Genomic DNA, 23,851 nt, shown 5'->3' on the forward strand with positions numbered 1-23,851 from the left:
ACAACGTGAGCGATTGGGACAAATTCTATAAACGAGCGGATAAGCTGCTCGATCATCTGGAAAAGATACTACCAGCTGCGCAGCCGGAACCGGATTGGCAAACGGCGATTGCTTTCCGCTGGCGCAGGCAGGGAAACAGCAGTTTTATTCAGCCGGTGACGCAACCGCACCGCATTACACTTGATGCATTGTGCGGCATCGACGAGCAAAAACAACGCATCGATCAGAACACGCGGCAATTCGTGCAGGGATTTTCCGCCAACAACGTGTTGCTGACCGGCGCGCGCGGCACCGGCAAGTCCTCGCTGATCAAAGCGCTGCTGAACAAATATGCGCAGGATGGCTTGCGCTTGATCGAAGTGGAGAAACATCATTTGGTCGATCTGCATGACATCGTGGAAAAGATTTATCAGCGCCCGGAGCGTTTCATTCTGTTTTGCGACGATTTGTCGTTTGAAACCGATGAGCCGGGCTACAAAGCGCTTAAAGTGGTACTGGATGGTTCAATTGCCACGGTTTCCGACAATGTGCTGATTTATGCCACGTCGAACCGGCGTCACATGGTGCCGGAATTCATGCGCGACAATCTCGACACGAAGCATATTGGCGACGAAGTGCATCCGAGCGAGGCGATCGAGGAAAAAATCTCGTTGTCGGAACGTTTTGGGCTGTGGGTATCGTTTTATCCGTTCGATCAGGATGAGTATCTGGACATCGTGCGCTATTGGCTGGCTTATTTCGGTATTCCGGAAATGACGGCGCTGGCGCGTACCGAAGCGCTGCAATGGTCAATCGAGCGTGGCTCGCGCAGCGGACGGGTGGCGTGGCAATTCGCACGCGATCTAGCCGGACGGCAACCGCCGGTTAACGGCAAACCCGATCAATGAGTGACGTAGCCGCTCCCAGCGCTGTATCAATCCCTATCGTTGAAGTCGTCGCGGCTGTGATATTACGGCCGGACGGCCAGTTTTTGCTGACACAACGGCCCAGCGGCAAGGTCTATGCCGGTTACTGGGAATTTCCCGGCGGCAAGGTTGAACCGGACGAATCGCTGCTGCACTCGCTGGAACGGGAATTATGGGAAGAGCTGGGTATTCACGTCGTCCATGCCCAGCCTTGGATCACACGCATTTTTACCTATGTGCACGCCGCCGTGCGGCTGCATTTCTTTCGGGTGGTGGAATGGCAAGGCGAAGTTTTGCCGCGTGAGGAACAGGGATTGTCCTGGCAATGGCCGCATCAGGTTGCAGTAGCCCCGGTTTTGCCCGCCAACGGGCCCATTTTGCAATCGTTATTGCTGCCGCCGGTTTACGCTATTACCCGCGCTGCTGAAATCGGCGTCGAAGTAGCATTGCAGCAGATCGAGGGGGCATTACAAAACGGTCTACGCTTGCTGCAGATTCGCGAAAAGCACATGCCGCCGGATGTGTTGCATGACTTTACCAAAACGGTTCTGAAACTTGCCCAACCCCATCAAGCAAAAGTGCTGATCAACGGCGATCTTGAATTGGCGCGTAAGATTGGCGCGGATGGCGTGCATTTGACGTCGGCACAGTTGATGACTCTATCATCCCGCCCCGATCCAGGTTACGGATTATGCGGCGCATCCTGCCATAATGCCGAAGAGCTTTTTGCCGCCGAGCAGCTGGGGATTGATTTTGCCGTGCTGGGGCCGGTGCAGCCGACACTGAGTCATCCGGGTTTATCACCATTGGGCTGGAGAAGATTTGCTTCGCTGATTCGCGGTTATCCGCTACCGATTTATGCGTTGGGCGGGTTACACCGGGAAGATTTGCCTATCGCCCAAGAAATGGGCGCGCATGGCATTTCGATGATGCGCGGAATCGAATAAATGCAAGCGGAAAGCACCGCCTCGTTTTCAATGCGTAACCAGATCGGCGTCAGCGTATACCGCAACCTGATTGCGGCCGCCTGATTTGGCGGCGTATAAAGCCTGGTCGGCTCGATCGAGTAAGGTGTTGCAAATGAAATCCGCGTCGTGTTGCTGCGCGGTCAACAAACTTCGCAAGCTGGCGATACCGATCGAAATCGATACTGTGAACTGTTTGTCATGAAAATTCAGCGCAGTGGAGCAAATCGCCTGACGCAGCCGTTCGGCAATTTCATGCGCTGCTTGCAACGTCGTCGACGGTAAAGCGACGACGAATTCCTCTCCACCGTAACGCGCCACAATATCGCACGACCGGACTTGCTCCTTGATTAAACCGACCATGTAGCGGAGCACCAGATCACCGGTTTGATGGCCGTAGGTGTCATTGATTTTCTTGAAATGATCCACATCGAGAAACATGCAGATCAGGTCATCATCCCAGCGCATACAGCGGGCGATTTCATCCTTGAAACGTAAATCGAAATAACGGCGGTTATACGCCTGCGTGAGCACGTCCTGGTAGCTGATTTCCTTGAGCCGTTGCTGATTGAGGCAGTTTTCGATCGCAACGGCAGCCATCGCGGATATTTTTTGCAAGAAAAGCGTCCCAATGCCCACCTGATACCGATGCGGATCTTGGCTGAGTAACAATAGCGCGCCGATTATCTGCTCACCGCGCAGCAGCGGCAGGAATGCAGCGCTTTTGACCTGATTGCGGTTTTTCAAATTGGCGATCATCCAGCGGTAATTCTTCAACGCCTCCACACCCAGCACCGGATGACCGGCCAGTGAATGGATAATTTCCGCATCTTTTAAGGTATCGAGAATCAAAAGTTTGTTCTCATAGCTCAACTGCGCTTCTTCATCGCGTTCAAAAAATAGACGCTCAGTGTCCTTATGGTAGTCAACCAGGCACAAAACAACATCGAGCAATTGAAAACGTTCAACGGTTTGCGATAACAGCAAATCTCGCAGCTGTTTGGGTGTGCTGGCGCCAATAATTTCAAAGCCAAAGGTCTCATATAACTCCTGCTTTTTCTCATTGGCTCTGGCTTGCTTGAGCAGATGATCGAGCTTACGCTGTAACTCGCGGTTCTTCTCGTAGATCGATTCATCCATTATATCGGCTCAGTGGTTATAGTATTCTCCGGATCTTTTTCTGCTTCAGAAATACGATAAGATTCTTGAGCCCATTGCGACAGATCGTTCGTTTTACACCGTTCGGAACAAAACGGACGAAAACGGCTGGCCGGTTCCCAGATTACTTCTTTACCGCATTGCGGGCAATTGACTGTGCGCTGTTGCATAAAAGCAGACATTGTTAGATTGTTTTAAGATAAGGGTTCTGTATTACCGAAAAATAAGTAGAATAGTAATAAAATCATTGCGCATGAATCTGATAAGGAATTATTCGTTTTAGTTTTAAACTGATCATAAAAAATAAAATCCTTTTTTCTGATCTCTGATGAAATTTAACACTATTCCAGCTGCTTGCGAGATTTTAGTATTCTACAAAAATTTCGCACCCGTTAGTTTTAACTTTCTAAATTATTTTTAGTCACTTACTTTAAGGTTACAAATCCTGGCCACGCGACAAGAACTTTCAGATTTTCTGATTGAAACCGAGAAGCGCGCCTATAAACAAGCCTTGTTCGCGGTTCATGACGAGCATATGGCATTGGATATCGTTCAGGATTCCATGATGAAACTGACGGCGAGCTATGCTTCAAAACCGGCTGAAGAGCTACCGTTATTGTTTCAGCGCATCCTGCAAAATACCATTCGCGATTATTACCGGCGGCAGAAGATCCGTTCACTATGGACGACACTGTTTTCAGCATTCACCCCCACTGATCAAGATAAGAATCAAGAAGACTTCGATATACTCGAAACTTTACAGGTAAAGCAGGAATCCAATGATCCCCATGCTCAGCTTGAAAGATTACAACTCATTAATTTAATAGAGGAAGCAATAAAAATTCTGCCATCACGTCAACGCGAAGCCTTCATACTGCGTTACTGGGAAGAAATGAGTTTGGCGGAAACAGCCGCTATTATGAAATGCTCGGAAGGTAGTGTAAAAACGCATTGCTCACGGGCAGTTCATACATTAGCTACAATTCTCAGAGAAAAAGGAGTGAAATTATGAACGAGCAGGAACTGGGAAAAGAAATTGCCAGATTATTAGACGCCGGTGCTAATGAAACTATTAAGCAGAGTACCCTGTATCGGCTGCAAGCGGCGCGCCGTGCTGCTCTGGAAAATTGCCAGCCCACATTGGAAATGATGAATTCAGGTAATGGCACATCCGTTTTCGGTGGACACAACGAACATTTCAATGCTGGAAAGTTGTTGTTATTAGTAGCCGTGTTGGTCACTTTTGCTTTGGTGTCGGCAACTTATTGGCAATTTCTGGAAAGAAACAGGCTAACCACAGACACTACGATACTGGTTGATGGCTTATCGGCAGACGGTCTTAGTGATAATGAACCGAAACTGATTGATGAGCTATCAATCGATACCTATATTGACAATGTGCTCCAATTGGTTGAGGACATATCCGCAGAGGTTCTTATCGCTAATGAGCCTATCTCTGAGGAAATTGATGACTCTCCGGCAAATGTTCAAATTGAGAGTGAACCAGAATTGATCGAGGATTTACCCACAGAAGCCCGCGCTGATAGTGAACTAGATGAAAAATTAGATCCCTAATGGATCTACTTCTTTCTTTAATGCCTTGCCTGAATCCACCGATTCTTTAAGAAAAGAACTAAAGCTGCAATAATCGACAAGGCTAGGAAAAAATTCCAGCAGCTTGCAACTGGCGAACATAAACCAGAAGAAATCACGTTGTCCGGCCGGATGCTGAAGCTATAAAAAACACATGCTGGAAAATTCTATAATCAATCCATTAAGGGGTTGATTGCGTGTCTTACTTCACTTTCTAAAGAAAATCTCATTTTATGTTTTTTGCAGTTTAATTCATGCAACAACTCCCTCATTCATCATTAAGCAACTTACCATCAGCATGGCTCAATGCGCTTTCTTCACAATTGATCAACGAAGAAAGCATTCTCGCCTGGCTTGAAATCGATCTCGATCATCAGTTGCATTTTGCCACAGGTATCGTCATCGCAACAAATAAGCGTGTACTGGCAAAAATGGCTGACGATGGAACTTGGCAAATATGGAATTATCGGCAAGGATTGCAGCTGACACAGCGTGATCATGCCGGTGTTGGCTGTTTGGAATTACTCGATCCGCAGGCACGGCTTGCCTTCTGGCGTTACCGTCTAAGTAATATCATGGCAGCAAACCGGCTGATCGAGTGCTTTACGCAGCAATTGGATTATCATGTCGACGGCAAAGTGCCTGAATCCTCGCAGGGATCGACTCAATGCCCCCATTGCGGCGCTTTTCTATCTGCTGAACAGGATGAATGCCCTGTTTGTGAGAAACAAAATCATATACCGCCTTCCACCTGGGTCTTGCTACGCTTGTGGCGCTTCGCAAAGCCCTACAAAGGACGACTGCTCATCGGTTTTCTGCTGACCTTATGCAGCACTGCCGCAACTTTGGTGCCGCCCTACTTAACCATGCCACTCATGGACAATGTATTGATTCCATATCAGAATGGCCAGCCGATCGATACTGATTTAGTACAGTTCTATCTCTCCGGTTTACTGGGAGCGGCGATCCTTGCCTGGATGCTGGGCTGGGCTCGAACCTACATGCTGGCGCTGGTTTCAGAGCGTATCGGCGCTGATTTGCGCACCACCACCTACGAGCATTTGCTGAATCTTTCGCAGGAATATTTCGGCGGTAAGCGGACCGGTGATTTGATGGCGCGTATCGGTGCTGAAACTGACCGCATTAATCTTTTTATTTCACTGCATTTACTCGACTTCGCTACGGATGTCATCATGATTTGCATGACGGCTATCATTTTAGTGTCGATCAATCCTTGGTTAGCTTTGGTAACGCTGTTACCGCTGCCGATTATCGCATGGCTGATTCATTTGGTTCGCGACCGCTTGCGGATTGGCTTTGAAAAAGTGGATCGCATTTGGGCCGAAGTTAACAATGTGCTCGCGGACACAATTCCAGGTATCCGGGTGGTTAAGGCCTTTGCTCAGGAAAAAAGAGAAGCGGCACGTTTTCACGCAGCAAACCAGCGCAATCTGCAAATCAATGATCGCGTCAATAGAATCTGGTCACTGTTCACGCCGACGGTCACTCTGCTAACCGAAGTCGGGTTACTCGTCGTATGGGTATTCGGCATATGGCAGATATCGCAGGATGAAATTACCGTCGGAGTGCTGACGGCATTTCTTGCCTATATTGGCCGTTTCTACATCCGGCTCGACTCGATGAGCCGGATTGTATCGATCACCCAGAAAGCTGCGGCTGGCACCAAACGCATTTTTGATATTCTGGATCATGTCTCCAGCGTTCCGGAATCCGCAAATCCCGTGCATTTACCAACGATTCAAGGTCAAATTGAATTGCGTCATGTCGGCTTCCGCTACGGAACCCGCAGCATTACGCGCGACATTAATCTGGTTATTCAGCCCGGTGAAATGATTGGCCTGGTTGGGCACAGCGGTTCGGGAAAAAGCACGCTGGTCAACTTGATCTGCCGTTTCTACGATGTCACCGAAGGAGCCATTCTGGTCGACGGGCATGACATCCGTACCTTACCGCTTGCTGAGTATCGCAAACATATTGGCTTGGTGCTGCAAGAGCCTTTTTTATTTTTCGGTACTATCGCTGAGAATATCGCCTACGGCAAACCGGATGCAACCCGAGCGGAAATTGTAGCGGCAGCGCGTGCGGCGCATGCGCACGAGTTCATTCTGCGCCTGTCGCACGGTTATGATTCGCTGGCTGGCGAACGCGGACAAGCGTTGTCGGGCGGTGAGCGTCAACGTATTTCGATCGCACGCGCACTATTGATTAATCCACGCATCCTGATTCTGGACGAAGCCACTTCTTCAGTGGATACCACCACGGAAAAAGATATTCAAAAAGCACTGGACAATCTGGTACGCGGCCGTACCACGATCGCAATTGCGCATCGTTTATCGACTTTACGAGAAGCCAACCGGTTGATTGTGCTGGATCGCGGCAAAATTGTGGAAATCGGCAATCACGCTGAATTAATGGCGCGCGAGGGTTTCTATCATCGGCTATATTTGGCGCAAGCACGTAATGTCGATGAAGAAGAACGGGCACTGATTTCCGCTGCGGAACACAGCATTGCGGGAGAACACAAATGAGTGCTACCGTTACTTATCAATTAACCCGGAATTCTTATGGCCGTTTGGTTTTGACCGATCAATCCGGTGTAATGCATGAGGGTGTGATTCCTGTACGATCATTTCCGATTACTGATCCGGAACAAGGTATCGCGCTGATCGATTCGCATGGTCATGAGCTGGCATGGATAGAACGATTCGATGATCTACCGGAAACGTACCGGGTGTTGATTGAATCAGAACTGGCAGGCCGTGAATTTATGCCGGAGATAAAACGCATTTCGGAAGTCTCCGGTTTCATTACGCCAAGCACCTGGCATGTCGAAACAGATCGTGGTCCAGCGGTACTTATTCTGAAGGGAGAAGAGGATATCCGCCGTTTAACCGCATCGTCGTTAATGATCACGGATAGTCATGGTATTCATTTTCTGCTTCGTGATCGCACGGCACTGGATCGGCATAGCCGCAAATTGCTGGATCATTTTCTGTAGTTTTAAACTATAACAACCCGAGCAGATTATTAGGCGCTGACGGTATTACTTGCCAATGCAAAAATGCGAAAAAATTTCCCCGAGCAAATCATCGGCGGTAAATTGCCCTGTAATCGACGACAAAACGTTTTGCGCCAATCTCAATTCTTCCGCCAGCAACTCCAATTGATATTTGCCTTCAGTGAATCTCTGCGCATTCTCCAGATGCCTCTTGGCTTGGCTCAGTGCTTCCAGGTGACGCTGCCTGGCCATAAACACACCTTCCCCGGCCTGATTGAATTGCCAGCCCGCAATCTGCAATATTTTGCTGCGCAGTAGTTCAATGCCCGCACCGGTTTTGGCCGAAAGATAAATGGCACTGTTTCCTTCCTGATCTTCTGTTCTTGGATTCTCGCTGACTAAATCGATTTTGTTGAATACCGTGATTTGCGGTTTACCGGCCGGAATAGCATGCTGTACCGGATTGTGCTCATCGGGCTGGGGTTGACTGCTATCAATGAGCCGAAGCACCATGTCGGCATCCCTGATCGCAGCATAAGTACGCTCAATACCTTTTTGTTCGACCACATCCTGAGTTTCTCTCAGTCCGGCAGTATCGATGATATGAATCGGCATACCGGCAAGGGAAATAGTGCGTTGAATTGTATCGCGCGTGGTTCCGGGAATTTCTGTGACGATCGCAGCTTCTTCTTGCACCAATTGATTCAGTAAGCTGGATTTACCGACATTAGGTGCTCCGGTCAGAACAATGCGAATACCCTCTTGCAACAAATTACCCTGCCGTGCGGCCAGGAATATCTGCTCAAGTAGCGCATAGATTTGCGCTAATTTTTCGTCGATATGCAATGTTTGCAGGTTATCGATTTCATCTTCAGGAAAATCCAGCGTAGCTTCTATGAGCATGCGCAGCTTAATCAATAAGCTGACGAGTTCTTCAATCCGGGATGAGAAATGTCCTTGCAATGAGTTGATTGCACAGCGTGCGGCTTCATGGGTGCTGGCTTCGATAATCGCAGCGACGCTTTCCGCTTGAATCAAATCAATCTTATTATTGAGATAAGCGCGTAACGTAAATTCACCGGGTTGCGCCAAACGGGCACCGGCCGCAAGACAGCGATCAAGCAATAAATCCATGACGGCTGGGCCGCCATGCCCTTGTAACTCGAGGACATCCTCACCCGTGTAGGAATGGGGGGCAGGAAAGTAAAGCGCGATACCTTGGTCGATGACTTGTCCGTCGGCATTCAGAAACTGACTAAGACACGCATAACGCGGTTTCGGGAGTCTTCCAAGGATCGCTTCCGCCAGTTCTGCCAGATACTTGCCGGAAATCCGAATGACTCCAATTCCGCCCCGGCCGGGCGGGGTTGCAATCGCTGCAATGATATCAGAGCCTGCTATAGATCATCTCCATGACTGCTTTGCTGTAACTGATCATGGCGGGTTATTGGTGATGCGCAATAACCCGCCAATATTTTTTATTTTTTCTTCGATTTCTTGCCAGCAGGAACACTCTTCGCTTTTACCGGTGCTTTACCTTTAGCGGAAGAAGCAGCTCCTTGGCTAGGTTGTTGCTGTTGTTTTTCATTTTCTTGACTGCTAGCAGCGGCAACAGTTTCTGCTTTAGCTGCCTCCTCTCCTTCGTCAGTCAACACGGCTGGTTGAGAATTCTCCTTAGCTGACTCAGGTTTGTTCTTGCCTTTCTTCCTGTTTTTATCCTTGTTGGCTTCCTCTTCCGCTTTATTCTCAAACATGCGTGTTATTTGCCATTGTTGCGCGATGGAAAGAATATTATTGCAGAGTGAGTAAAGTACAAGCCCAGCTGGAAAGAAGAAAAAGAACACGCTGAAAGCAACTGGCATAATCTGCATGACTTTTGCCTGAATGGGATCAGTGGGTGTTGGACTGAGTTTCGATTGAACCCACATCGACACACCCATAATCAATGGCAGTACATAATAGGGATCGGGTACCGACATGTCAGTTATCCATAGCGCCAGCGGCGCATAACGGAGCTCAACGGCGGCCATCAACGTCCAAAACAGTGCAATGAATACCGGAATTTGCACCAGAATTGGCAAACACCCCCCCATCGGGTTAATCTTCTCTTCCTTGTAGAATTCCATCATCACTTGGTGCATACGCTGACGGTCACTGGCATATTGCTCACGTATCCGCTGCAATTTGGGCGTTACTAGCCGCATTTTTGCCATAGACCGGTAGCCCGCAGCCGACAGTGGAAAAAACAGCAGCTTGACCGTCAATGTCAGCAAAATGATCGCCGCGCCCCAGTTATCGGTCCATGAATGATAAAAGGAAAGCAACCAGAAAAGTGGTACAGCCAAGACTGTTAACCAGCCATAATCCACGGTTAATTCGAGACCGGGCGCCAGCTCAGCAAGCTTATTCTGCTCCTGCGGGCCTGCATAAAGCGGCATCGTAATATTTTTCACTTGCCCTGGCTCAACAGCGCCAACCGGTGCAATAACGCCCGCAGTATATTGATTGGGTGCCAAACGCTTGGCAAAATATTCACGCGGAGTGTTTTGCGGAGGCAACCACGCTGTCAGGAAGTAATGTTCAAGCATGGCGATCCAGCCATTATCCGCATTGGTCGGATATTCCGCCTTATTTTTATCGAGATCGGAGAATTTTATCTTCAGGAATTTTTCTGCATCCGTATACATTGCAGCGCCAGTATACGAGTGCACCATGGTGCTGGCACCGGTAGGATCGTTGGCATCCCGCAACATTTGAAAGTACGAGAACGGAATGATCGTAGCGTCACTATGATTGACGATCTCAAACTCAACATCAATGACATAACTGCCGCGATGGAAAGTATAAATCTTGGCGACCTGTATACCATCTACTTCCGGTGCGAGAAGACGCACCACAATCTTGTTTTGCCCTGATTCAAGTTCATAATTATTCGAATCTACAGTATATTTTGTTTTATGATTGGGCAATCCATCGCCAATCAATCCAGACTGAGCGACTTGAAACCTTGCAGCTTTATCCAACAACAACTCGTAGGGTTTGTTCACATCCTCTCTGGATGGGTGCGCAATCAAGCCAAGCTGCCGGATATCACCGCCTGCAGTATCGATTTCCGCAATAACCAAGTCTGTTTTGACATGGATTTTCTCACCGATTGTGAATAGATTCGGTGTCACGGATGAATTAACACCATCAATTTCCGGAATGGCTCCGGATCCTCCGGCTGCGGAAGCGGTCAATTCGTCACTAGGTACCGGCAATGATGGGTCATGGCGCTGATTCGCGGAACCTGAAGCCGCTCCGGACATGACTTGTGAAGCGGGCGGATATAATTCTTTTTGCCATGCATCCCACAAAAATAACAGTGATGTGGAGAAAATGATGATAAGTACGAGTTTTTTTGTTTCCATTATTTATCTAATCAAGTTAATTTTTCGACAAAACCATTCAGTTATTGGATTTTATTTTCATTTATAGCAGCGCTATTTTGTCGAAAATTTTGTACGTATACAGCAAAAATTATATGCGTAGCTACAGTCGAATTGATCTGGCATCAAGGAACAGGTTCATAACCACCTTTACTCCAAGGATTGCATCGCAGGATGCGCCAAACACTCAACCGCGTTCCATGGAATAAGCCATATTTTTCATATGCTTCACGAGCATATTGCGAGCAAGTTGGACTAAAACGGCACGATGGCGCAAACAGGGGGCTGATACAATATTGGTAGAATTTTATTAAAGCTATAATTAACCGTGACATTGCTGTAGTTGAAGCATTAGTAATTGTGTCTCAGCCGCCAGTTTCTTCAGCTCATTCCTCGGAACAGGCCGTCGCAATCGCATCACCCAGTCCATTTTTATTGTTTGATCGTAAAACCGGTTCTTGCGAAATGTCTCCCGCAAAATGCGTTTAATCTTATTGCGCTTCACTGCGGATCGTTCAATTCTCTTTGAAACAATTAGACCCAGCCGTGCATATTCAAACTCATTCGGCTTCATATAAATTTGAATTAAATCACCGTTGGTCTGACATCGTAAATTGATTACTGCAGCGAATTCCGTTGCCTTATGTAACCTGTAGCTTTTCGGCAAAGAATAGGTTTCAACAAATCTAAAAATAAAAAATTATCCGATCAGATTTAAACGCTTAATCGAGCACGGCCTTTTGCCCGGCGAGCACGAATTACAGCCGCACCACCGCGCGTTCTCATGCGCACTAGAAATCCATGTGTACGTTTTCTTCTTGTCACTGAAGGTTGATAAGTACGTTTCATTTTTCTCTCTAATTTATTTGGTCAATAGAACCGTGTATTAGAACTTGTTATGGGGTTTTATGTCAATATCTTTCTAAATTCATTTGCAAATAAAGACCTTAATTATTCCCCACAGCAACTCTTTCGTAAGCAGAATTATACAAACCATGGCAGCAATGTTGTGCCGTAGTTTATGCCATTGAATAGAACTATTCTCTGAAAAAATCTTGACGCGCCTTCAGATGCGCTTTACCGGCTGTTTTATTTTGCTAGAATCGGATCGATTGATGTAAATTGGCAGAGTCATTCATCGCCCACGCCGCTTGAGATCAACCCACTTACATGAATACACCCTGTCCGCTAGATAACATCCGTATTGTGCTAAGCCATACAAGCCACCCCGGCAATATCGGCGCGGTTGCGCGCGCCATGAAAACAATGGGGCTTCAATCATTGTATCTGGTCAATCCGAAATGCTTTCCCGATGCGGAAGCTGACGCCCGGGCAGCCAATGCCATTGATATACTGCAACAAGCTAAGGTTTGCATAGAAATTGACAAGGCACTAGAAAATACCATTCTAACCGCCGCAGTTACCGCGCGAACACGCGAGCTATCGCACACCATTTTCGATGCACGGCAGGGCGCAATGGAATTAGTGCAGCAAGCACAGCGGCAACCAGTGGCGTTGCTGTTTGGCCGCGAGCATTCCGGCCTGACCACTACGGAAGTGAACAAATGCCAAATCATTATTCATATCCCTGCAAATCCGCAATATCCGTCGCTCAATCTGGCGAGTGCCGTGCAAGTGATGGCTTATGAATTACGCATGGCACTCACCGGAAATCCAACACGCCCGGCCGTCAGTGGAGTAACAGCAAACTTCAATGAATTGGAATTATTGTACACACATCTTGAACAGCTGATGATCGCCAGTGGTTTTCTCGATCCGCAGAAGCCCAAGTTGCTAATGCAGCGCATCCGCCGCTTGTTTGCCCGCGCGCGTTTGGAAAAAGAAGAAGTACAGATTTTACGTGGTATTCTGACAGCTCTGGGCAAGCGCTGGTAGCGGTTCTTAGCTGATTATCCGCTAATTTTCCTTGATCAATGTACCGACCCCTTGATCGGTTAAAATCTCCAGCAGCAATGCGTGCTCTACTCGTCCATCAATGATATGGCAGGATTTAACTCCTTTCTTGACAGCATCGAGTGCCGAGCCGATCTTGGGCAACATACCGCCGGAAATGGTGCCATCGGCAAATAACTCATCCACTCTTTGCGCAGTCAGTCCAGTCAGCAAGTTGCCGTCTTTGTCCAAAACTCCCGGAATATTGGATAACAAAATCAGTTTTTCCGCTTTAAGGATTTCCGCCAGCTTACCAGCCACCAAATCCGCATTGATGTTGTAGGACTCGCCATCAACACCTACGCCGATTGGTGCGATAACTGGAATAAAATCCTGCGTATCGAGCAGCGCGATCAGTGCGGGATCAATCGATTCGATCTCGCCGACTTGACCGATATTAATCCATTTTCCGGCGGTTTCCCGATCTGCCATGAGCATTTTCTTGGCACGGATAAAAGCACCGTCCTTACCCGTCAAACCGACTGCTTTACCGCCATGACGATTGATCAGATTCACGATATCTTTATTCACCGACCCACCCAATACCATTTCAACCACATTCATGGTTTCAGCATCAGTTACGCGCATGCCTTGGATAAATTCACCTTGTTTGCCGACTCGTTTAAGCATTTCGTCGATCTGCGGACCGCCGCCGTGCACAACCACCGGATTCATACCAACCAGTTTCAACAGCACAACATCACGTGCAAATCCATGTTTCAGATTTTCTTCAACCATCGCATTACCACCATATTTAATGACGATGGTCTTGCCATGAAAACGTTGAATGTACGGCAGCGCTTCAGCCAGAATCTTAGCTTTGTCTTTCGCAACGATTGGGGAAGTCAGCATATTTTTCTCAATCTCTTTTCAAATAATTCCAAGAATAAACCACAGATGGCGCAAAAATTTTTCATTCGCGGGCGACTTGCAAAAATTTTTCATCGCCGATTAATTTAAATAAACTCAATTCCTGCCATTGCCGCCCCTCCACATCTTTATATCGCGCAGTAATGCACTTGGGTAACTTTTTCTTTGCAAGTTTTACCGGTGTGAATTCGGACAAGTCCCTGATCCCCAGCATGCTATTGACAATGAAACCGCCATATAGCTTATTTCCCGGCATGACCAGCAGAATGCGTGACTTTAAATTGAACGGCACCGGATCGCCGCCCAGATAAACACCAAGATCCGTAATACCGTAAAGATTCCCGCGCACATTGGCTAACCCGAGAAACCATGGCTGTGTAAGCGGGACATGCGCTAACTTGGGTATCGCGATCACTTCACTGACTTCCGCCATCGGTATCAGATAACGATCCTCGCCCACTGCAACACCCAGCACTGCTAGTGATGTTTCACTGTTATCTATGCCTGGCATTTGTGCGGTCTGTAACTGTAGAGTTTCTTCTGAGTCCATCATCTGCGTAAAATTACAACTTTTGCAGCCTCACTACAAGGCAATTGATTATTCGTTGCGCGGTTATTTTACTGTATTATCGGTCATTAAAATTTGAATTCTACGGAGTCGAGAAATGAAATATTACGTTCGCTGTTGGTTGTCTCTTCTGATATTCCTGCCATTTCTGACAGGGTGTGTCCCTATGTTTGCCATCGGAACCGCAGCAGGAACTGGAGCGTACATCTCTGAAGATCGCAGAACCAGCGGTATGTTCATCGAGGATGAGGGTATTGAACTGAAGAGTGGCCGGCGCATTCACCAGCAATTTGGCGATAAGGTGCACATCAATATCACCAGCTATAACCGCATGGTCCTGTTGACCGGTGAAGCGCCCTCAGAGGATATCAAAACGGATATCGGAAAGCTTGTTATGGGCGTTGATAATGTGCGCAGAATCTTTAATGAAATTGCGGTTGCTGGGCACACTTCGCTAGCCTCCCGCAGCAATGACACGCTGTTGACCTCCAAAGTGAAAGCACGCTTTCTTGCTGAACGGAAATTTCAAATCAATCACGTCAAGATTGTGACTGAAAACGAAGTCGTTTATTTGCTCGGCGTTGTGACACGGCAGGAAGCGGATAATGCCGCGCAAATCGCCAGTTCAACTTCAGGCGTTAAGAAGGTCGTAAAAGTATTTGAATATTTGAATTAGGCAATTTCAGGTCATCAGCAGATATGCTGCCGGAAAATCTGGTTGTTGAATTACATGCTGCATTCCCGCCGGATCGTTTCTATACCGATCCGGTAGACTGTTATGCTTACGCATATGATAACAGCCGCAAGATTTATCCTCCCGATGCCGTGCTGTTTCCACTCACCAGTGCAGAAGTAAAGCACATCATAACCCTCTGCAATCGCTATCGAGTGCCGCTCATTCCACGTGGACGCGGCACCGGAACAGCGGGCGGTAGCTTGCCGGAACTAGGCGGCATAGCTTTATCGATGGAACGCATGCTGAACATTATTTCGGTTGATTCTGCCAATCGCGTAATCGTTGTAGAACCCGGCGTATTGAATCAAGCTGTGCAGGATGCAACGAAACCGCATGGTTTCTTCTGGCCGCCTGATCCTTCAAGTGCAATGTTCTCAACGGTCGGCGGAAATATCGCAACCGGCGCTGGCGGGCCACACGCTGTCAAATACGGCACAACCCGGGAACATGTTTTAGGTTTGAAAGCCGTTACCGCCGCGGGCAATTTTATTACCACGGGTTGCTATACCACCAAAGGTGTTGTTGGCTATGATCTTACGCGCCTGCTGATTGGTTCCGAAGGCACACTGGCTGTGATTACGGAAGCAACGCTTAAACTGACTGCATTACCTGGTGCTGTTGCTGGTATCACAGCGCATTTCCGTGATTTAACGAGCTGTACGGCTGCCATCGTCAAGATTATGGCACAGCCGCAACTGCCGAGTGCACTTGAATTCTTGGATTCCGGTTCACTGAATCTGATACGTGGCCGCTACCCTGATATGCTCCCGGTAGATACTAATGCCATGCTGATGATTGAAGTTGATGGTTTTCACAATGATATTTCCGATGCGATATCGGTCATTCTATCCGCATGCCAATCTGACGGCTTAATTCATGCAAGCAAGGTCGAAAATACTGCCACACTTTGGCAAGCACGCAAGGCACTCTCACCACTGCTGCGTGAAATTGCCCCAAAGAAAATCAATGAAGATGTGGTGGTACCTGTTAACACATTGCCGCAATTTTTACATGGATTAACGCAGTTAAGTACGCGCTATCATCTACAAAATGTAAATTTTGGCCATGCCGGTAACGGCAATATCCATGTTAATCTGCTGATAAATCCTGATGACGCGGATGAAGTAACACGAGCGGAGCACTGCTTGGATGAAATATTCGACTTAGTGATCAAGCTTCGCGGTACGCTTTCAGGAGAGCATGGCGTGGGTAGCGAAAAAAGAGCTTTTGTGAGCAAAGAAATTGATTGTGTGACTTTGGATTTAATGCGGGATATCAAAAAACTGTTTGACCCCAACAATATTCTTAATCCGGGAAAATTATTTCCCGCGGTAAAATAAGCTTGAAATTTTAATCGCAAAACTGCACTTGTGATATTTGATCATGACCAGCTTATGATCAAATATCACAGGCACAGCTTAATTGTTTATCTAAAAAAAGAAATAGTGATCCACAAGCAGCGCAACAAACAACAGCGCTAAATAAAGTATCGAGTAGCGGAATGCTTCACGAGCCAGCTGATCGCTGTAATTACGATAGATCTCTATGGCGTAGTACATAAAGATGCCATTTAATATCGTTGAACTCACCAAATAGATCATCCCGCTCATTTGGGTTACATATGGCAGAAAGGTGACCACACACAGAATGACGGTATACAACAATACCTGCAGTTTTGTGAATTGATCGCCATGCGTCACCGGCAACATCGGCATACCGATTGAGGCATACTCATTCTTTCTATATAACGCAAGTGCCCAAAAATGGGGTGGAGTCCATGCAAAAATAATCAGAAAAAGTAATAACGCGTCACTTGTAACCTCTCCGGTCACCGCTGCCCATCCAAGCACCGGGGGCATAGCTCCTGATGCACCGCCAATTACGATATTTTGCGGTGTCAGTGGTTTTAGAATTACGGTATAAATGATGGCATAACCTACAAAAGTGCCTAATGTCAGCCACATCGTCAATTCATTTACCCATTCATATAATATGAAGAGCCCTGCTCCGCCAACAATCATCAAAAAGAACAGTGTCTCGGGCACACTTACTTTACCTTGCGGTAATGGACGGCCTTTTGTCCGGGCCATGACAGCATCCATTTTTTGTTCAACCAAACAATTCAATGCAGCCGCAGCCCCTGCGACCAATGCAATACCGATAGTGCTCAATAGCAAAATATCTAAAGGTACAGCACCAGGTACAGCCATAAACATTCCTATAACTGCGGTAAATACGATGAGAGATACAACACGCGGTTTTGTCAACCGGTAAAACTGATTAATTCGTGTTGCTGTCTCATGCAATGCCATACTAATAGCCATATTATTAACCTCCTTGCAAATCGAATACTTTTTATTTATTAACACATATAGTTTTCTACGAAAAGAAAACTGCCATTCTTAATGCTCTATCTGTGATACGTGCAGCAGTCTTTTTAGATCCTGCCCCATTTTTGTTCCATTAATTTCTTCCGGGAATCGCATCATTAGATTGCCTATCGGATCGATAAGATAAATATGCTTTGTTTGCGTTTCTGCATTCTCTATAAAACTTAAAATCTCACTATCTTTCGCATTCACAAAAAACATACCTTCATATTCTTTAATTAGCTCAGCATCAGGCGCGCTATCGTCATTAATAAGCCATAACCGTTCAATCCGATGCTTTTGTTTTCCCTGAACAAGTCTTACTTGGCGCATGAAATATAGTTTTTCCTTGCACGCTTCATCGCAATGACCTGAATCTACTGTCACTAATACCCATTTACCATGCAGATCCTTCATGCGCAGAATTGTATTATCCGTCAGATTAGTGCCTTTTCCCCCAACCTTCACAATCGGTAGCAAATCACCGTAATGTGTACTTTCAGGTTTATATCCGAAGAAATAAAGCGCGTAAGAAATTAATACCGGGGAACACATCAGTACTAACAATAATAAAAACTTACGTCTGTTCGTTTTTTGAATTTTTTCGTTTGACATTCAACACTATGAAAATAATTACTGCTGTCGCAGCTAATGAAAACCATTGAACCGCATAACCAATATTTTTAGAAGCACCCGAATCAGGTTTACTCCAATCCCTTATTAATCCGTCTTTTTCTTCACTTTTCTGAAGTAACATTAGCGGCTGCAATGTTAAACCAGTAACTTCCTGATAGCGCTGTAAGTCGAAGTTATCCCAAACCTGTCCTTCAATAGCTCTATCCGAAAGTTCGAGCGTTCTGATTTCGGGCGAAGCCGCAATTCCCGTAATTTTTACTTCACCACTTACTTCCACGACGGCTGGTAATACTGACCGGTCCGATCCCGTTGCAACCCAACCTCTATTTACTGCCACATGTAACGCGCTGTTCAAAATTTTAAGCGGTGTAATAACGTGGTAGCCTGCTCGACCATGGTATGTTTTGTTATCCAGATAAATTGTATGCTCCGGTAGGTATTCTCCACTTACTTCGACATCGCGATATTGAAAATCTTTTAACTTTACCAAGGTACCCGGCAATAAAACTGCAGGTTGTTTTGCGTATTGCTCCAATTGTTCAAATTGCGCGCTCTTTTCTTCTGCACGCGATAATTGCCATTTACCCAATTCAATAAAAATTATTACAGAAACAATCGTGATTGCAATTGCCCACAATCTTGGCTCAAAGCGATACCCTAATAGATTCATTTTATTTGAATATTGCTATAAAAATGGTGAATTGCTTCTGATTGAACTACCCGAAATCCGAGGTTTTTTATTGAAAGATACAATCCAGATTGGTTATTTAATCTTTTAAACAAAGATTCCAGCCATTTACACACTTTATTGCTGCGCTTTCACTTTAACTTGAAATCCACAACTTTTCCGGTGCAAAGGCTGGAATCTTAACTTGCTATGACACTAAATAACTTACATCAAATATACAAATACAAACAATCCAAGCCATACCACGTCTACAAAGTGCCAGTACCATGCCACACCTTCAAAACCAAAATGATGTTCTGGTGTAAAGTGACCAGCTACGCTCCGGAAATAAATCACAATCAGCATGATCGTACCGACTGTCACATGGAAGCCATGGAATCCGGTCAACATGAAAAATGTAGAACCGTATGCACCTGTCGTCATCTTCAGATTCAGATCATTATATGCATGGATATATTCGTATGCTTGACATCCAATAAATAATGCGCCTAAAAATATAGTTGCCAACAACCATAATTTCAGTCCGTCACGTCTGTTTTCTTTCAATCTCCAATGCGCGAATGTAACTGTAACACCTGATGTTAAAAGTAACAGCGTATTAAATGCTGGCAATCCCCAAGCACCCATCGATGTAAATTTCTCATGCACACCTGGACCAGCTGTCGGCCATGTGCCATCATAGGCTGACCAGAAAGAATTACCTAACACCGTACTTTCTTCTTGTAACCATGGTATCGAAAGGTTGCGCATGTACCACAATGCACCAAAGAATGCACAGAAAAACATAACTTCAGTGAAAATGAACCAGCTCATCCCCCAACGAAAAGAGCGATCTACTTGCTCCCCATATTTCCCGCTTTCACTTTCTCTGGCTACTGTTCCGAACCAACCGAACAACATATAAATTAGAATTGCAAAACCTATCGCTAACAGACCGTAGCCTAACTCCATTTTATTCATAGTCAGGGCTGCGCCTGATCCCATAAACAAAATCGCCGTTGATCCAATGATTGGATATGACGATGGTGCTGGGACGTAATAATGTCCTGATTCTTGACTCATTCTTCTCTCCTCCTACTTTTATGTTTTTCTCAAATTCTAACTAACAACTAATCTGACTAAAAGCATTACGCCTATTACAAAAAGTGCACCACCTATAATTCCGCCGATGATTAATTGAACTGGCTTCAGCGTTGCCGCATCTTTTTCAAGATCACTCTTTTTGCGTATCCCCATAAAGGCGAACATTACTGCTTTTGCAACCTGCCAAATTGTTCCGCTGGTTTGTTTATCAGTAACATTGTTCAACTTCTCTATCCCCTATTTTTTGGCTGTACTGCCGCCATCTGGCAATTCAAAAAAAGTGTATGAAATTGTCACAGTATCTACATCGGTCGGCAATCCCGGTTCAATTACAAACTGAACCGGCATTTGCCTTGTTTCATTTGCTTTCAACACTTGTTTTGTAAAGCAAAAGCACTCAAATTTCTTTAAATGCTTTTCCAAAAACCGTGGACTATAACTAGGTATTGCTTGTCCTGCTATCTCACGATTTGAGCTGTTTGTAATTTCGTACATCACAGTAATCGGCTCTCCTGGATGAATGCGGGCGCTAGATTGAAGAGGTTTAAATTGCCAAGGTAATCCTCTTGTATTGGCATCAAACTCAATTGTGACCCAGCGCGTTTCATCCACCCAGTTATCTTTAGTTAGCACATCTGGTTGTAACAGATTATTAATTCCAGTTACCTCACAAAACTTCTCATAAAATGGAACTAATGCATAGCCAAATACAAACATCACTAATGAGAAAACCATTAGTTTTTTAAACATCAAAACGTTCGCTCTAGAATTGCTATTCATCAATCCCATTGTTTTATGATTACCGTTATATAAAGCGCTATTACTGTCATTAATAGAAACATTGCTGTTCTAATTTTTTTACGCTTCAAATCCGTCTCTTGCGACATACGATTTCCTAGTTGCTCTATTTACTTAACAATAGGTGGTGTTTCAAAGCTATGATATGGAGCCGGTGAAGGCAAGTGCGTCCATTCCAAAGTCGTTGCACCATCCCACGGCATTTGTGGTGCTTTTTCTCCACCACGAATGCAATTAATCACAATGTACAAGAAAAGCAATTGTGTCAATCCAAATCCAAACGCACCGATACTTGAAATCATATTGAAATCGGCAAATTGGATGTTGTAATCCGGAATTCTACGTGGCATTCCAGCTAAACCTAAGAAATGCTGAACAAAGAATGTCAGATTGAAGAAGAACATTGACAACCAGAAATGCGCTTTACCCAATGTTTCGTTGTACATATGACCGGTCCATTTTGGCAGCCAATAATATACACCTGCGAACAATGAGAATAATGCACCTGAAACCAGCACATAATGGAAATGCGCAATTACATAATAGGTATCTTGCACTTGAATATCAATCGGTACGATTGCGCAAATAACGCCGCTGAATCCACCGATCACAAACAAGAAAATAAAACCTATTGCAAATAACATTGGTGTCTCGAAAGACATTGATCCGCGCCACATTGTTGCAGTCCAGTTAAATACTTTCACCCCTGTTGGCACTGCAATCAACATCGTTGCATACATAAAGAACAACTGACCAACAGTTGGCATACCGGCTGTAAACATATGATGTGCCCAAACTACGCATGACAAAATAGCAATCGACGCAGTAGCATAAACCATTGATGAATAACCAAATAACGGTTTACGTGAGAACGTTGGAATAATTTCAGAGACAATCCCGAACGCTGGCAAAATCATGATGTAAACTTCTGGATGGCCAAAAAACCAGAAAATATGCTGGAACATTACTGGATCACCACCGCCAGCTGCATTAAAGAAGCTTGTGCCGAAATGACGATCGGTCAATAACATGGTTACCACACCTGCCAACACTGGCATTACCAATACCAGCAAATAAGCGGTAATTAACCATGTCCACACAAACATCGGCATCTTCATCAGCGTCATACCAGGCGCGCGCATATTCAAAATGGTCGTTATGATATTGATCGAACCCATGATTGAGGATGCGCCCAAAATATGCACTGAGAAAATCATCAGATCAACACCCAAACCACCTTGTACTGATAGTGGTGGATAAAAAGTCCAACCACCCGCTGCCGCGCCACCCGGCACAAAGAACGAGCTTACAAGCAAAGTTCCCGCTACAGGCAATAACCAAAAACTCCAGTTATTCATGCGCGCAAATGCCATATCCGGCGCGCCAATCATTAGCGGCACTTGCCAGTTCGCAAAACCCACGAAAGCCGGCATAATGGCGCCAAACACCATAATTAAACCATGGAGAGTCGTAAATTGATTAAATAATTCAGGTTCTAAGATTTGAATCCCTGGCTGGTATAGCTCTGCTCGAATACCCATTGCCAAAAAACCACCCACAAGAAACATGGTAAAACTGAACCATAGATACATCGAACCAATATCTTTATGATTGGTCGTTCTAACCCAACGCATTATCCCGCTGGGATGATGATCATCATGTCCGTGACCGTGTGCGTCACCATGTACTGCTGCCATAATTATCTCCTTTTACTTATTTTCTACATGCATTGATGTTTTAACTGCAGATGCATTCAACTGAGCGGCCGCCCATTTCGAATACTCACCCGCTTCCATGACTTCTACCACAATCGGCATAAATCCATGATCTTTACCACACAATTCGGCACACTGACCACGATAAATCCCTGGTTTATCCGCCGTGAACCATGTGTCACGAATAAAACCCGGCACAGCATCCTGCTTGATACCCAATGCTGGTACCCACCATGCATGAATCACATCGTTTGCCGTCAGTATAATGCGCACTTTTTTTCCAACTGGCACCACTACACGATTATCCACTTCCAGGAGATAGTTCTCGCCTTTAGGCGCTTTATTCTCAACTTGAGCGAGTGGTGTCGAAAGCTTGCTATAGAAACTAATACCCTCACCCTCACCTTGGAGATAATCATAACCCCACATCCATTGATAGCCAGTTGCTTTAATGGTCATATCAGGACTCGATGTATCTTTCATTGCAATTACTGTTTTTGTTGCAGGATAAGCCATCGCAACCAAAATAATACAAGGTATGATGGTCCAAATAAACTCAACAGCAGTACTGTGATGAAAATTCGCTGCTTTATAACCTAGCGATTTTCTATGTTTGAGTATCGAATAGAACATAACCCCAAACACACCTATGAATATAGCCAAACAGATCCACATAAGCAAAATGTGTTGATCGTAGATATCTCTTGCTATGACACTCTGCGGTTCTGGAAAATTATATTTAGATCCTACCGCCATGCTTGAGTACAAAGCTAGAGCGGATATCCCCGACAGCGTTACTACTGATTTACTTCTCATATTTTCCCCCCACATGATTACTAATTTTACAGATTCAGATACAACTTAGAACGCTACCTACCTGTACGCTTTTTTGTTCAGCCAGCTAACGAAAGTCATACGCCCGAATCTTACTTTGTTAAAACCACACCATGATTGACGCTAATTACATTTCCTTGGTCGAATTTCCTAATTATCCGCAACTTAGATTTTCTTAGTTATAGATATCTTCTACATGCTAATTAATCGAATGGAAATTCTAGCATGTCACCGCTGCTCAAACAAGGAAAAATCATGATTTTTATAGCAATATTCCCATGCTTATAAAATGGTATTGCCCTAAGAACACTGCCAAGAAACGCTGCATAAAGCAGAAAATTTCATCTTAATTATTGACACAAATGCAACGCTAAAATGCATCGCCACCACACTCCAATCTTAAATTTTCTTAGGGTCTTAGGAAGTTAAAGCGGGTTTAAACGTAACAATTTAAGAATTTCATGATAGAGATTATCACGGCGATGATTAAAACGAAATTCGGTTTCTTTCAAGTGCAGGTAGAAAGTATGTTC

26 protein-coding genes and 1 pseudogene are annotated in these 23,851 nt (G+C 45.5%); 9 read left to right on the forward strand and 18 right to left on the reverse strand.

The genetic code is table 11. The annotated features are described in order from the left end of the window. The first annotated feature begins 5 nt into the window (after positions 1-5). Both DU481_RS02455 and DU481_RS02460 read left to right on the forward strand, forming a co-directional pair. Positions 6-887 (forward strand): ATP-binding protein, encoded by an 882-nt coding sequence (locus tag DU481_RS02455; protein ID WP_350132142.1) that lies wholly within the window; start codon positions 6-8, stop codon positions 885-887. Then, the gene (locus DU481_RS02460; protein WP_350132144.1) at positions 884-1,852 is read left to right on the forward strand and encodes a Nudix family hydrolase; all 969 of its coding nucleotides are present in this window, start codon (positions 884-886) and stop codon (positions 1,850-1,852) included. Before DU481_RS02455 ends, DU481_RS02460 begins: the two co-directional genes overlap by 4 nt. Before the next feature lie 27 nt (positions 1,853-1,879). On the opposite strand, the gene DU481_RS02465 is transcribed toward DU481_RS02460, so the two are convergent. Continuing rightward, positions 1,880-3,010: a GGDEF domain-containing protein gene (locus DU481_RS02465; protein WP_350132147.1), complete on the reverse strand. Its 1,131-nt coding sequence runs from the start codon at positions 3,008-3,010 to the stop codon at positions 1,880-1,882. Beyond that, on the reverse strand, positions 3,010-3,210 hold the full coding sequence (locus DU481_RS02470; protein WP_502889904.1) for a DNA gyrase inhibitor YacG: 201 nt from the start codon (positions 3,208-3,210) through the stop codon (positions 3,010-3,012). Before DU481_RS02470 ends, DU481_RS02465 begins: the two co-directional genes overlap by 1 nt. A gap of 263 nt (positions 3,211-3,473) precedes the next feature. On the opposite strand from DU481_RS02470, the gene DU481_RS02475 reads away from it, so the two are divergent. The 4 genes from DU481_RS02475 (at position 3,474) to DU481_RS02490 (ending at position 7,640) form a co-directional block, all read left to right on the forward strand. After that, positions 3,474-4,040, forward strand: coding sequence for an RNA polymerase sigma factor (locus tag DU481_RS02475; protein WP_350132200.1), 567 nt, complete (start codon positions 3,474-3,476; stop codon positions 4,038-4,040). After that, positions 4,037-4,603, forward strand: coding sequence for a DUF3619 family protein (locus DU481_RS02480; protein ID WP_350132150.1), 567 nt, complete (start codon positions 4,037-4,039; stop codon positions 4,601-4,603). The genes DU481_RS02475 and DU481_RS02480 overlap by 4 nt, the downstream gene beginning before the upstream one ends. 272 nt (positions 4,604-4,875) lie before the next feature. Next, positions 4,876-7,170, forward strand: a complete 2,295-nt coding sequence (locus tag DU481_RS02485) for a cyanophycin metabolism-associated ABC transporter (protein ID WP_350132153.1) — start codon at positions 4,876-4,878, stop codon at positions 7,168-7,170. Beyond that, the gene (locus DU481_RS02490; RefSeq protein ID WP_350132156.1) at positions 7,167-7,640 is read left to right on the forward strand and encodes a cyanophycin metabolism-associated DUF1854 family protein; all 474 of its coding nucleotides are present in this window, start codon (positions 7,167-7,169) and stop codon (positions 7,638-7,640) included. Before DU481_RS02485 ends, DU481_RS02490 begins: the two co-directional genes overlap by 4 nt. Before the next feature lie 45 nt (positions 7,641-7,685). Here DU481_RS02490 and mnmE read toward each other — a convergent pair whose 3' ends face one another. From mnmE to rpmH, 5 genes are all read right to left on the reverse strand, one after another. Then, positions 7,686-9,041, reverse strand: coding sequence for a tRNA uridine-5-carboxymethylaminomethyl(34) synthesis GTPase MnmE (gene mnmE / locus DU481_RS02495; RefSeq protein ID WP_350132203.1), 1,356 nt, complete (start codon positions 9,039-9,041; stop codon positions 7,686-7,688). Between the two features lie 77 nt (positions 9,042-9,118). Beyond that, positions 9,119-11,050 carry a membrane protein insertase YidC gene (gene yidC, locus DU481_RS02500; RefSeq protein WP_350132158.1) on the reverse strand — a complete coding sequence of 644 codons (1,932 nt, stop codon included), beginning with the start codon at positions 11,048-11,050 and terminating at the stop codon, positions 9,119-9,121. Positions 11,051-11,193: 143 nt separating this feature from the next. After that, positions 11,194-11,403 (reverse strand): membrane protein insertion efficiency factor YidD, encoded by a 210-nt coding sequence (gene yidD / locus DU481_RS02505; protein WP_090317679.1) that lies wholly within the window; start codon positions 11,401-11,403, stop codon positions 11,194-11,196. Then, positions 11,391-11,735 (reverse strand): ribonuclease P protein component, encoded by a 345-nt coding sequence (gene rnpA, locus DU481_RS02510; RefSeq protein ID WP_292665567.1) that lies wholly within the window; start codon positions 11,733-11,735, stop codon positions 11,391-11,393. Before rnpA ends, yidD begins: the two co-directional genes overlap by 13 nt. A gap of 47 nt (positions 11,736-11,782) precedes the next feature. Then, entirely contained in the window at positions 11,783-11,917 is a 135-nt protein-coding gene (rpmH, locus tag DU481_RS02515) for a 50S ribosomal protein L34 (protein ID WP_090317686.1), read from the reverse strand. Between the two features lie 321 nt (positions 11,918-12,238). Between rpmH and DU481_RS02520 the strand changes: the two genes are divergently transcribed. Then, complete coding sequence (locus DU481_RS02520) at positions 12,239-12,964, forward strand: RNA methyltransferase (RefSeq protein ID WP_350132163.1); 726 nt, start codon at positions 12,239-12,241, stop codon at positions 12,962-12,964. A gap of 21 nt (positions 12,965-12,985) precedes the next feature. On the opposite strand, the gene argB is transcribed toward DU481_RS02520, so the two are convergent. Together argB and DU481_RS02530 are read right to left on the reverse strand one after the other, a co-directional pair. Further along, positions 12,986-13,873, reverse strand: a complete 888-nt coding sequence (gene argB, locus DU481_RS02525) for an acetylglutamate kinase (protein ID WP_350132166.1) — start codon at positions 13,871-13,873, stop codon at positions 12,986-12,988. 61 nt (positions 13,874-13,934) lie between these two features. Next, a complete protein-coding gene (locus tag DU481_RS02530) occupies positions 13,935-14,444 on the reverse strand; it encodes a chemotaxis protein CheW (protein WP_350132169.1) in 510 nt (169 codons plus the stop codon). 112 nt (positions 14,445-14,556) lie between these two features. Between DU481_RS02530 and DU481_RS02535 the strand changes: the two genes are divergently transcribed. Together DU481_RS02535 and DU481_RS02540 are read left to right on the forward strand one after the other, a co-directional pair. Beyond that, positions 14,557-15,135, forward strand: coding sequence for a BON domain-containing protein (locus tag DU481_RS02535; protein WP_350132172.1), 579 nt, complete (start codon positions 14,557-14,559; stop codon positions 15,133-15,135). Positions 15,136-15,158: 23 nt separating this feature from the next. Further along, the gene (locus tag DU481_RS02540; RefSeq protein ID WP_350132175.1) at positions 15,159-16,535 is read left to right on the forward strand and encodes an FAD-binding oxidoreductase; all 1,377 of its coding nucleotides are present in this window, start codon (positions 15,159-15,161) and stop codon (positions 16,533-16,535) included. Positions 16,536-16,625: 90 nt separating this feature from the next. On the opposite strand, the gene cyoE is transcribed toward DU481_RS02540, so the two are convergent. The 9 genes and pseudogenes from cyoE to DU481_RS02585 form a co-directional block, all read right to left on the reverse strand. Next, positions 16,626-17,519 (reverse strand): heme o synthase, encoded by an 894-nt coding sequence (gene cyoE / locus DU481_RS02545; protein ID WP_350132177.1) that lies wholly within the window; start codon positions 17,517-17,519, stop codon positions 16,626-16,628. A gap of 78 nt (positions 17,520-17,597) precedes the next feature. Then, complete coding sequence (locus DU481_RS02550) at positions 17,598-18,179, reverse strand: SCO family protein (RefSeq protein WP_350132180.1); 582 nt, start codon at positions 18,177-18,179, stop codon at positions 17,598-17,600. Further along, positions 18,142-18,870: an SURF1 family protein gene (locus DU481_RS02555; RefSeq protein WP_350132183.1), complete on the reverse strand. Its 729-nt coding sequence runs from the start codon at positions 18,868-18,870 to the stop codon at positions 18,142-18,144. The genes DU481_RS02550 and DU481_RS02555 overlap by 38 nt, the downstream gene beginning before the upstream one ends. Before the next feature lie 222 nt (positions 18,871-19,092). Then, positions 19,093-19,950 (reverse strand): cytochrome c oxidase subunit 3, encoded by an 858-nt coding sequence (locus tag DU481_RS02560; RefSeq protein WP_350132185.1) that lies wholly within the window; start codon positions 19,948-19,950, stop codon positions 19,093-19,095. Between the two features lie 36 nt (positions 19,951-19,986). Further along, complete coding sequence (locus DU481_RS02565) at positions 19,987-20,196, reverse strand: DUF2970 domain-containing protein (protein ID WP_107802160.1); 210 nt, start codon at positions 20,194-20,196, stop codon at positions 19,987-19,989. Between the two features lie 12 nt (positions 20,197-20,208). Beyond that, the gene (locus DU481_RS02570) at positions 20,209-20,751 is read right to left on the reverse strand and encodes a cytochrome c oxidase assembly protein (protein WP_375136020.1); all 543 of its coding nucleotides are present in this window, start codon (positions 20,749-20,751) and stop codon (positions 20,209-20,211) included. Positions 20,752-20,879: 128 nt separating this feature from the next. Next, the gene (ctaD, locus tag DU481_RS02575) at positions 20,880-22,466 is read right to left on the reverse strand and encodes a cytochrome c oxidase subunit I (RefSeq protein ID WP_350132188.1); all 1,587 of its coding nucleotides are present in this window, start codon (positions 22,464-22,466) and stop codon (positions 20,880-20,882) included. Positions 22,467-22,478: 12 nt separating this feature from the next. After that, a complete protein-coding gene (gene coxB, locus DU481_RS02580) occupies positions 22,479-23,300 on the reverse strand; it encodes a cytochrome c oxidase subunit II (protein WP_350132191.1) in 822 nt (273 codons plus the stop codon). Between the two features lie 443 nt (positions 23,301-23,743). Beyond that, positions 23,744-23,851 (reverse strand): annotated as a pseudogene (locus tag DU481_RS02585) (IS1595 family transposase); the annotation flags it as partial.

Source organism: Nitrosomonas sp., from assembly GCF_040240425.1.
Classification (GTDB): domain Bacteria; phylum Pseudomonadota; class Gammaproteobacteria; order Burkholderiales; family Nitrosomonadaceae; genus Nitrosomonas.

Bases quoted from the DNA above. Each gene is read 5' to 3' on its own strand.
- DU481_RS02480 (WP_350132150.1), top strand. From the start codon at position 4,037: ATGAACGAGCAGGAACTGGGAAAAGAAATTGCCAGATTATTAGACGCC.
- DU481_RS02540 (WP_350132175.1), top strand. From the start codon at position 15,159: ATGCTGCCGGAAAATCTGGTTGTTGAATTACATGCTGCATTCCCGCCG.
- cyoE (WP_350132177.1), bottom strand. From the start codon at position 17,519: ATGGCTATTAGTATGGCATTGCATGAGACAGCAACACGAATTAATCAG.
- DU481_RS02570 (WP_375136020.1), bottom strand. From the start codon at position 20,751: ATGAATAGCAATTCTAGAGCGAACGTTTTGATGTTTAAAAAACTAATG.
- coxB (WP_350132191.1), bottom strand. From the start codon at position 23,300: ATGAGAAGTAAATCAGTAGTAACGCTGTCGGGGATATCCGCTCTAGCT.
- argB (WP_350132166.1), bottom strand. From the start codon at position 13,873: ATGCTGACTTCCCCAATCGTTGCGAAAGACAAAGCTAAGATTCTGGCT.
- DU481_RS02535 (WP_350132172.1), top strand. From the start codon at position 14,557: ATGAAATATTACGTTCGCTGTTGGTTGTCTCTTCTGATATTCCTGCCA.
- DU481_RS02530 (WP_350132169.1), bottom strand. From the start codon at position 14,444: ATGATGGACTCAGAAGAAACTCTACAGTTACAGACCGCACAAATGCCA.
- DU481_RS02485 (WP_350132153.1), top strand. From the start codon at position 4,876: ATGCAACAACTCCCTCATTCATCATTAAGCAACTTACCATCAGCATGG.
- DU481_RS02560 (WP_350132185.1), bottom strand. From the start codon at position 19,950: ATGAGTCAAGAATCAGGACATTATTACGTCCCAGCACCATCGTCATAT.
- DU481_RS02550 (WP_350132180.1), bottom strand. From the start codon at position 18,179: ATGTCAAACGAAAAAATTCAAAAAACGAACAGACGTAAGTTTTTATTA.
- DU481_RS02460 (WP_350132144.1), top strand. From the start codon at position 884: ATGAGTGACGTAGCCGCTCCCAGCGCTGTATCAATCCCTATCGTTGAA.
- ctaD (WP_350132188.1), bottom strand. From the start codon at position 22,466: ATGGCAGCAGTACATGGTGACGCACACGGTCACGGACATGATGATCAT.
- DU481_RS02490 (WP_350132156.1), top strand. From the start codon at position 7,167: ATGAGTGCTACCGTTACTTATCAATTAACCCGGAATTCTTATGGCCGT.
- DU481_RS02470 (WP_502889904.1), bottom strand. From the start codon at position 3,210: ATGTCTGCTTTTATGCAACAGCGCACAGTCAATTGCCCGCAATGCGGT.
- yidD (WP_090317679.1), bottom strand. From the start codon at position 11,403: ATGTCACGGTTAATTATAGCTTTAATAAAATTCTACCAATATTGTATC.
- DU481_RS02465 (WP_350132147.1), bottom strand. From the start codon at position 3,010: ATGGATGAATCGATCTACGAGAAGAACCGCGAGTTACAGCGTAAGCTC.
- DU481_RS02520 (WP_350132163.1), top strand. From the start codon at position 12,239: ATGAATACACCCTGTCCGCTAGATAACATCCGTATTGTGCTAAGCCAT.
- yidC (WP_350132158.1), bottom strand. From the start codon at position 11,050: ATGGAAACAAAAAAACTCGTACTTATCATCATTTTCTCCACATCACTG.
- DU481_RS02555 (WP_350132183.1), bottom strand. From the start codon at position 18,870: ATGAATCTATTAGGGTATCGCTTTGAGCCAAGATTGTGGGCAATTGCA.
- rpmH (WP_090317686.1), bottom strand. From the start codon at position 11,917: ATGAAACGTACTTATCAACCTTCAGTGACAAGAAGAAAACGTACACAT.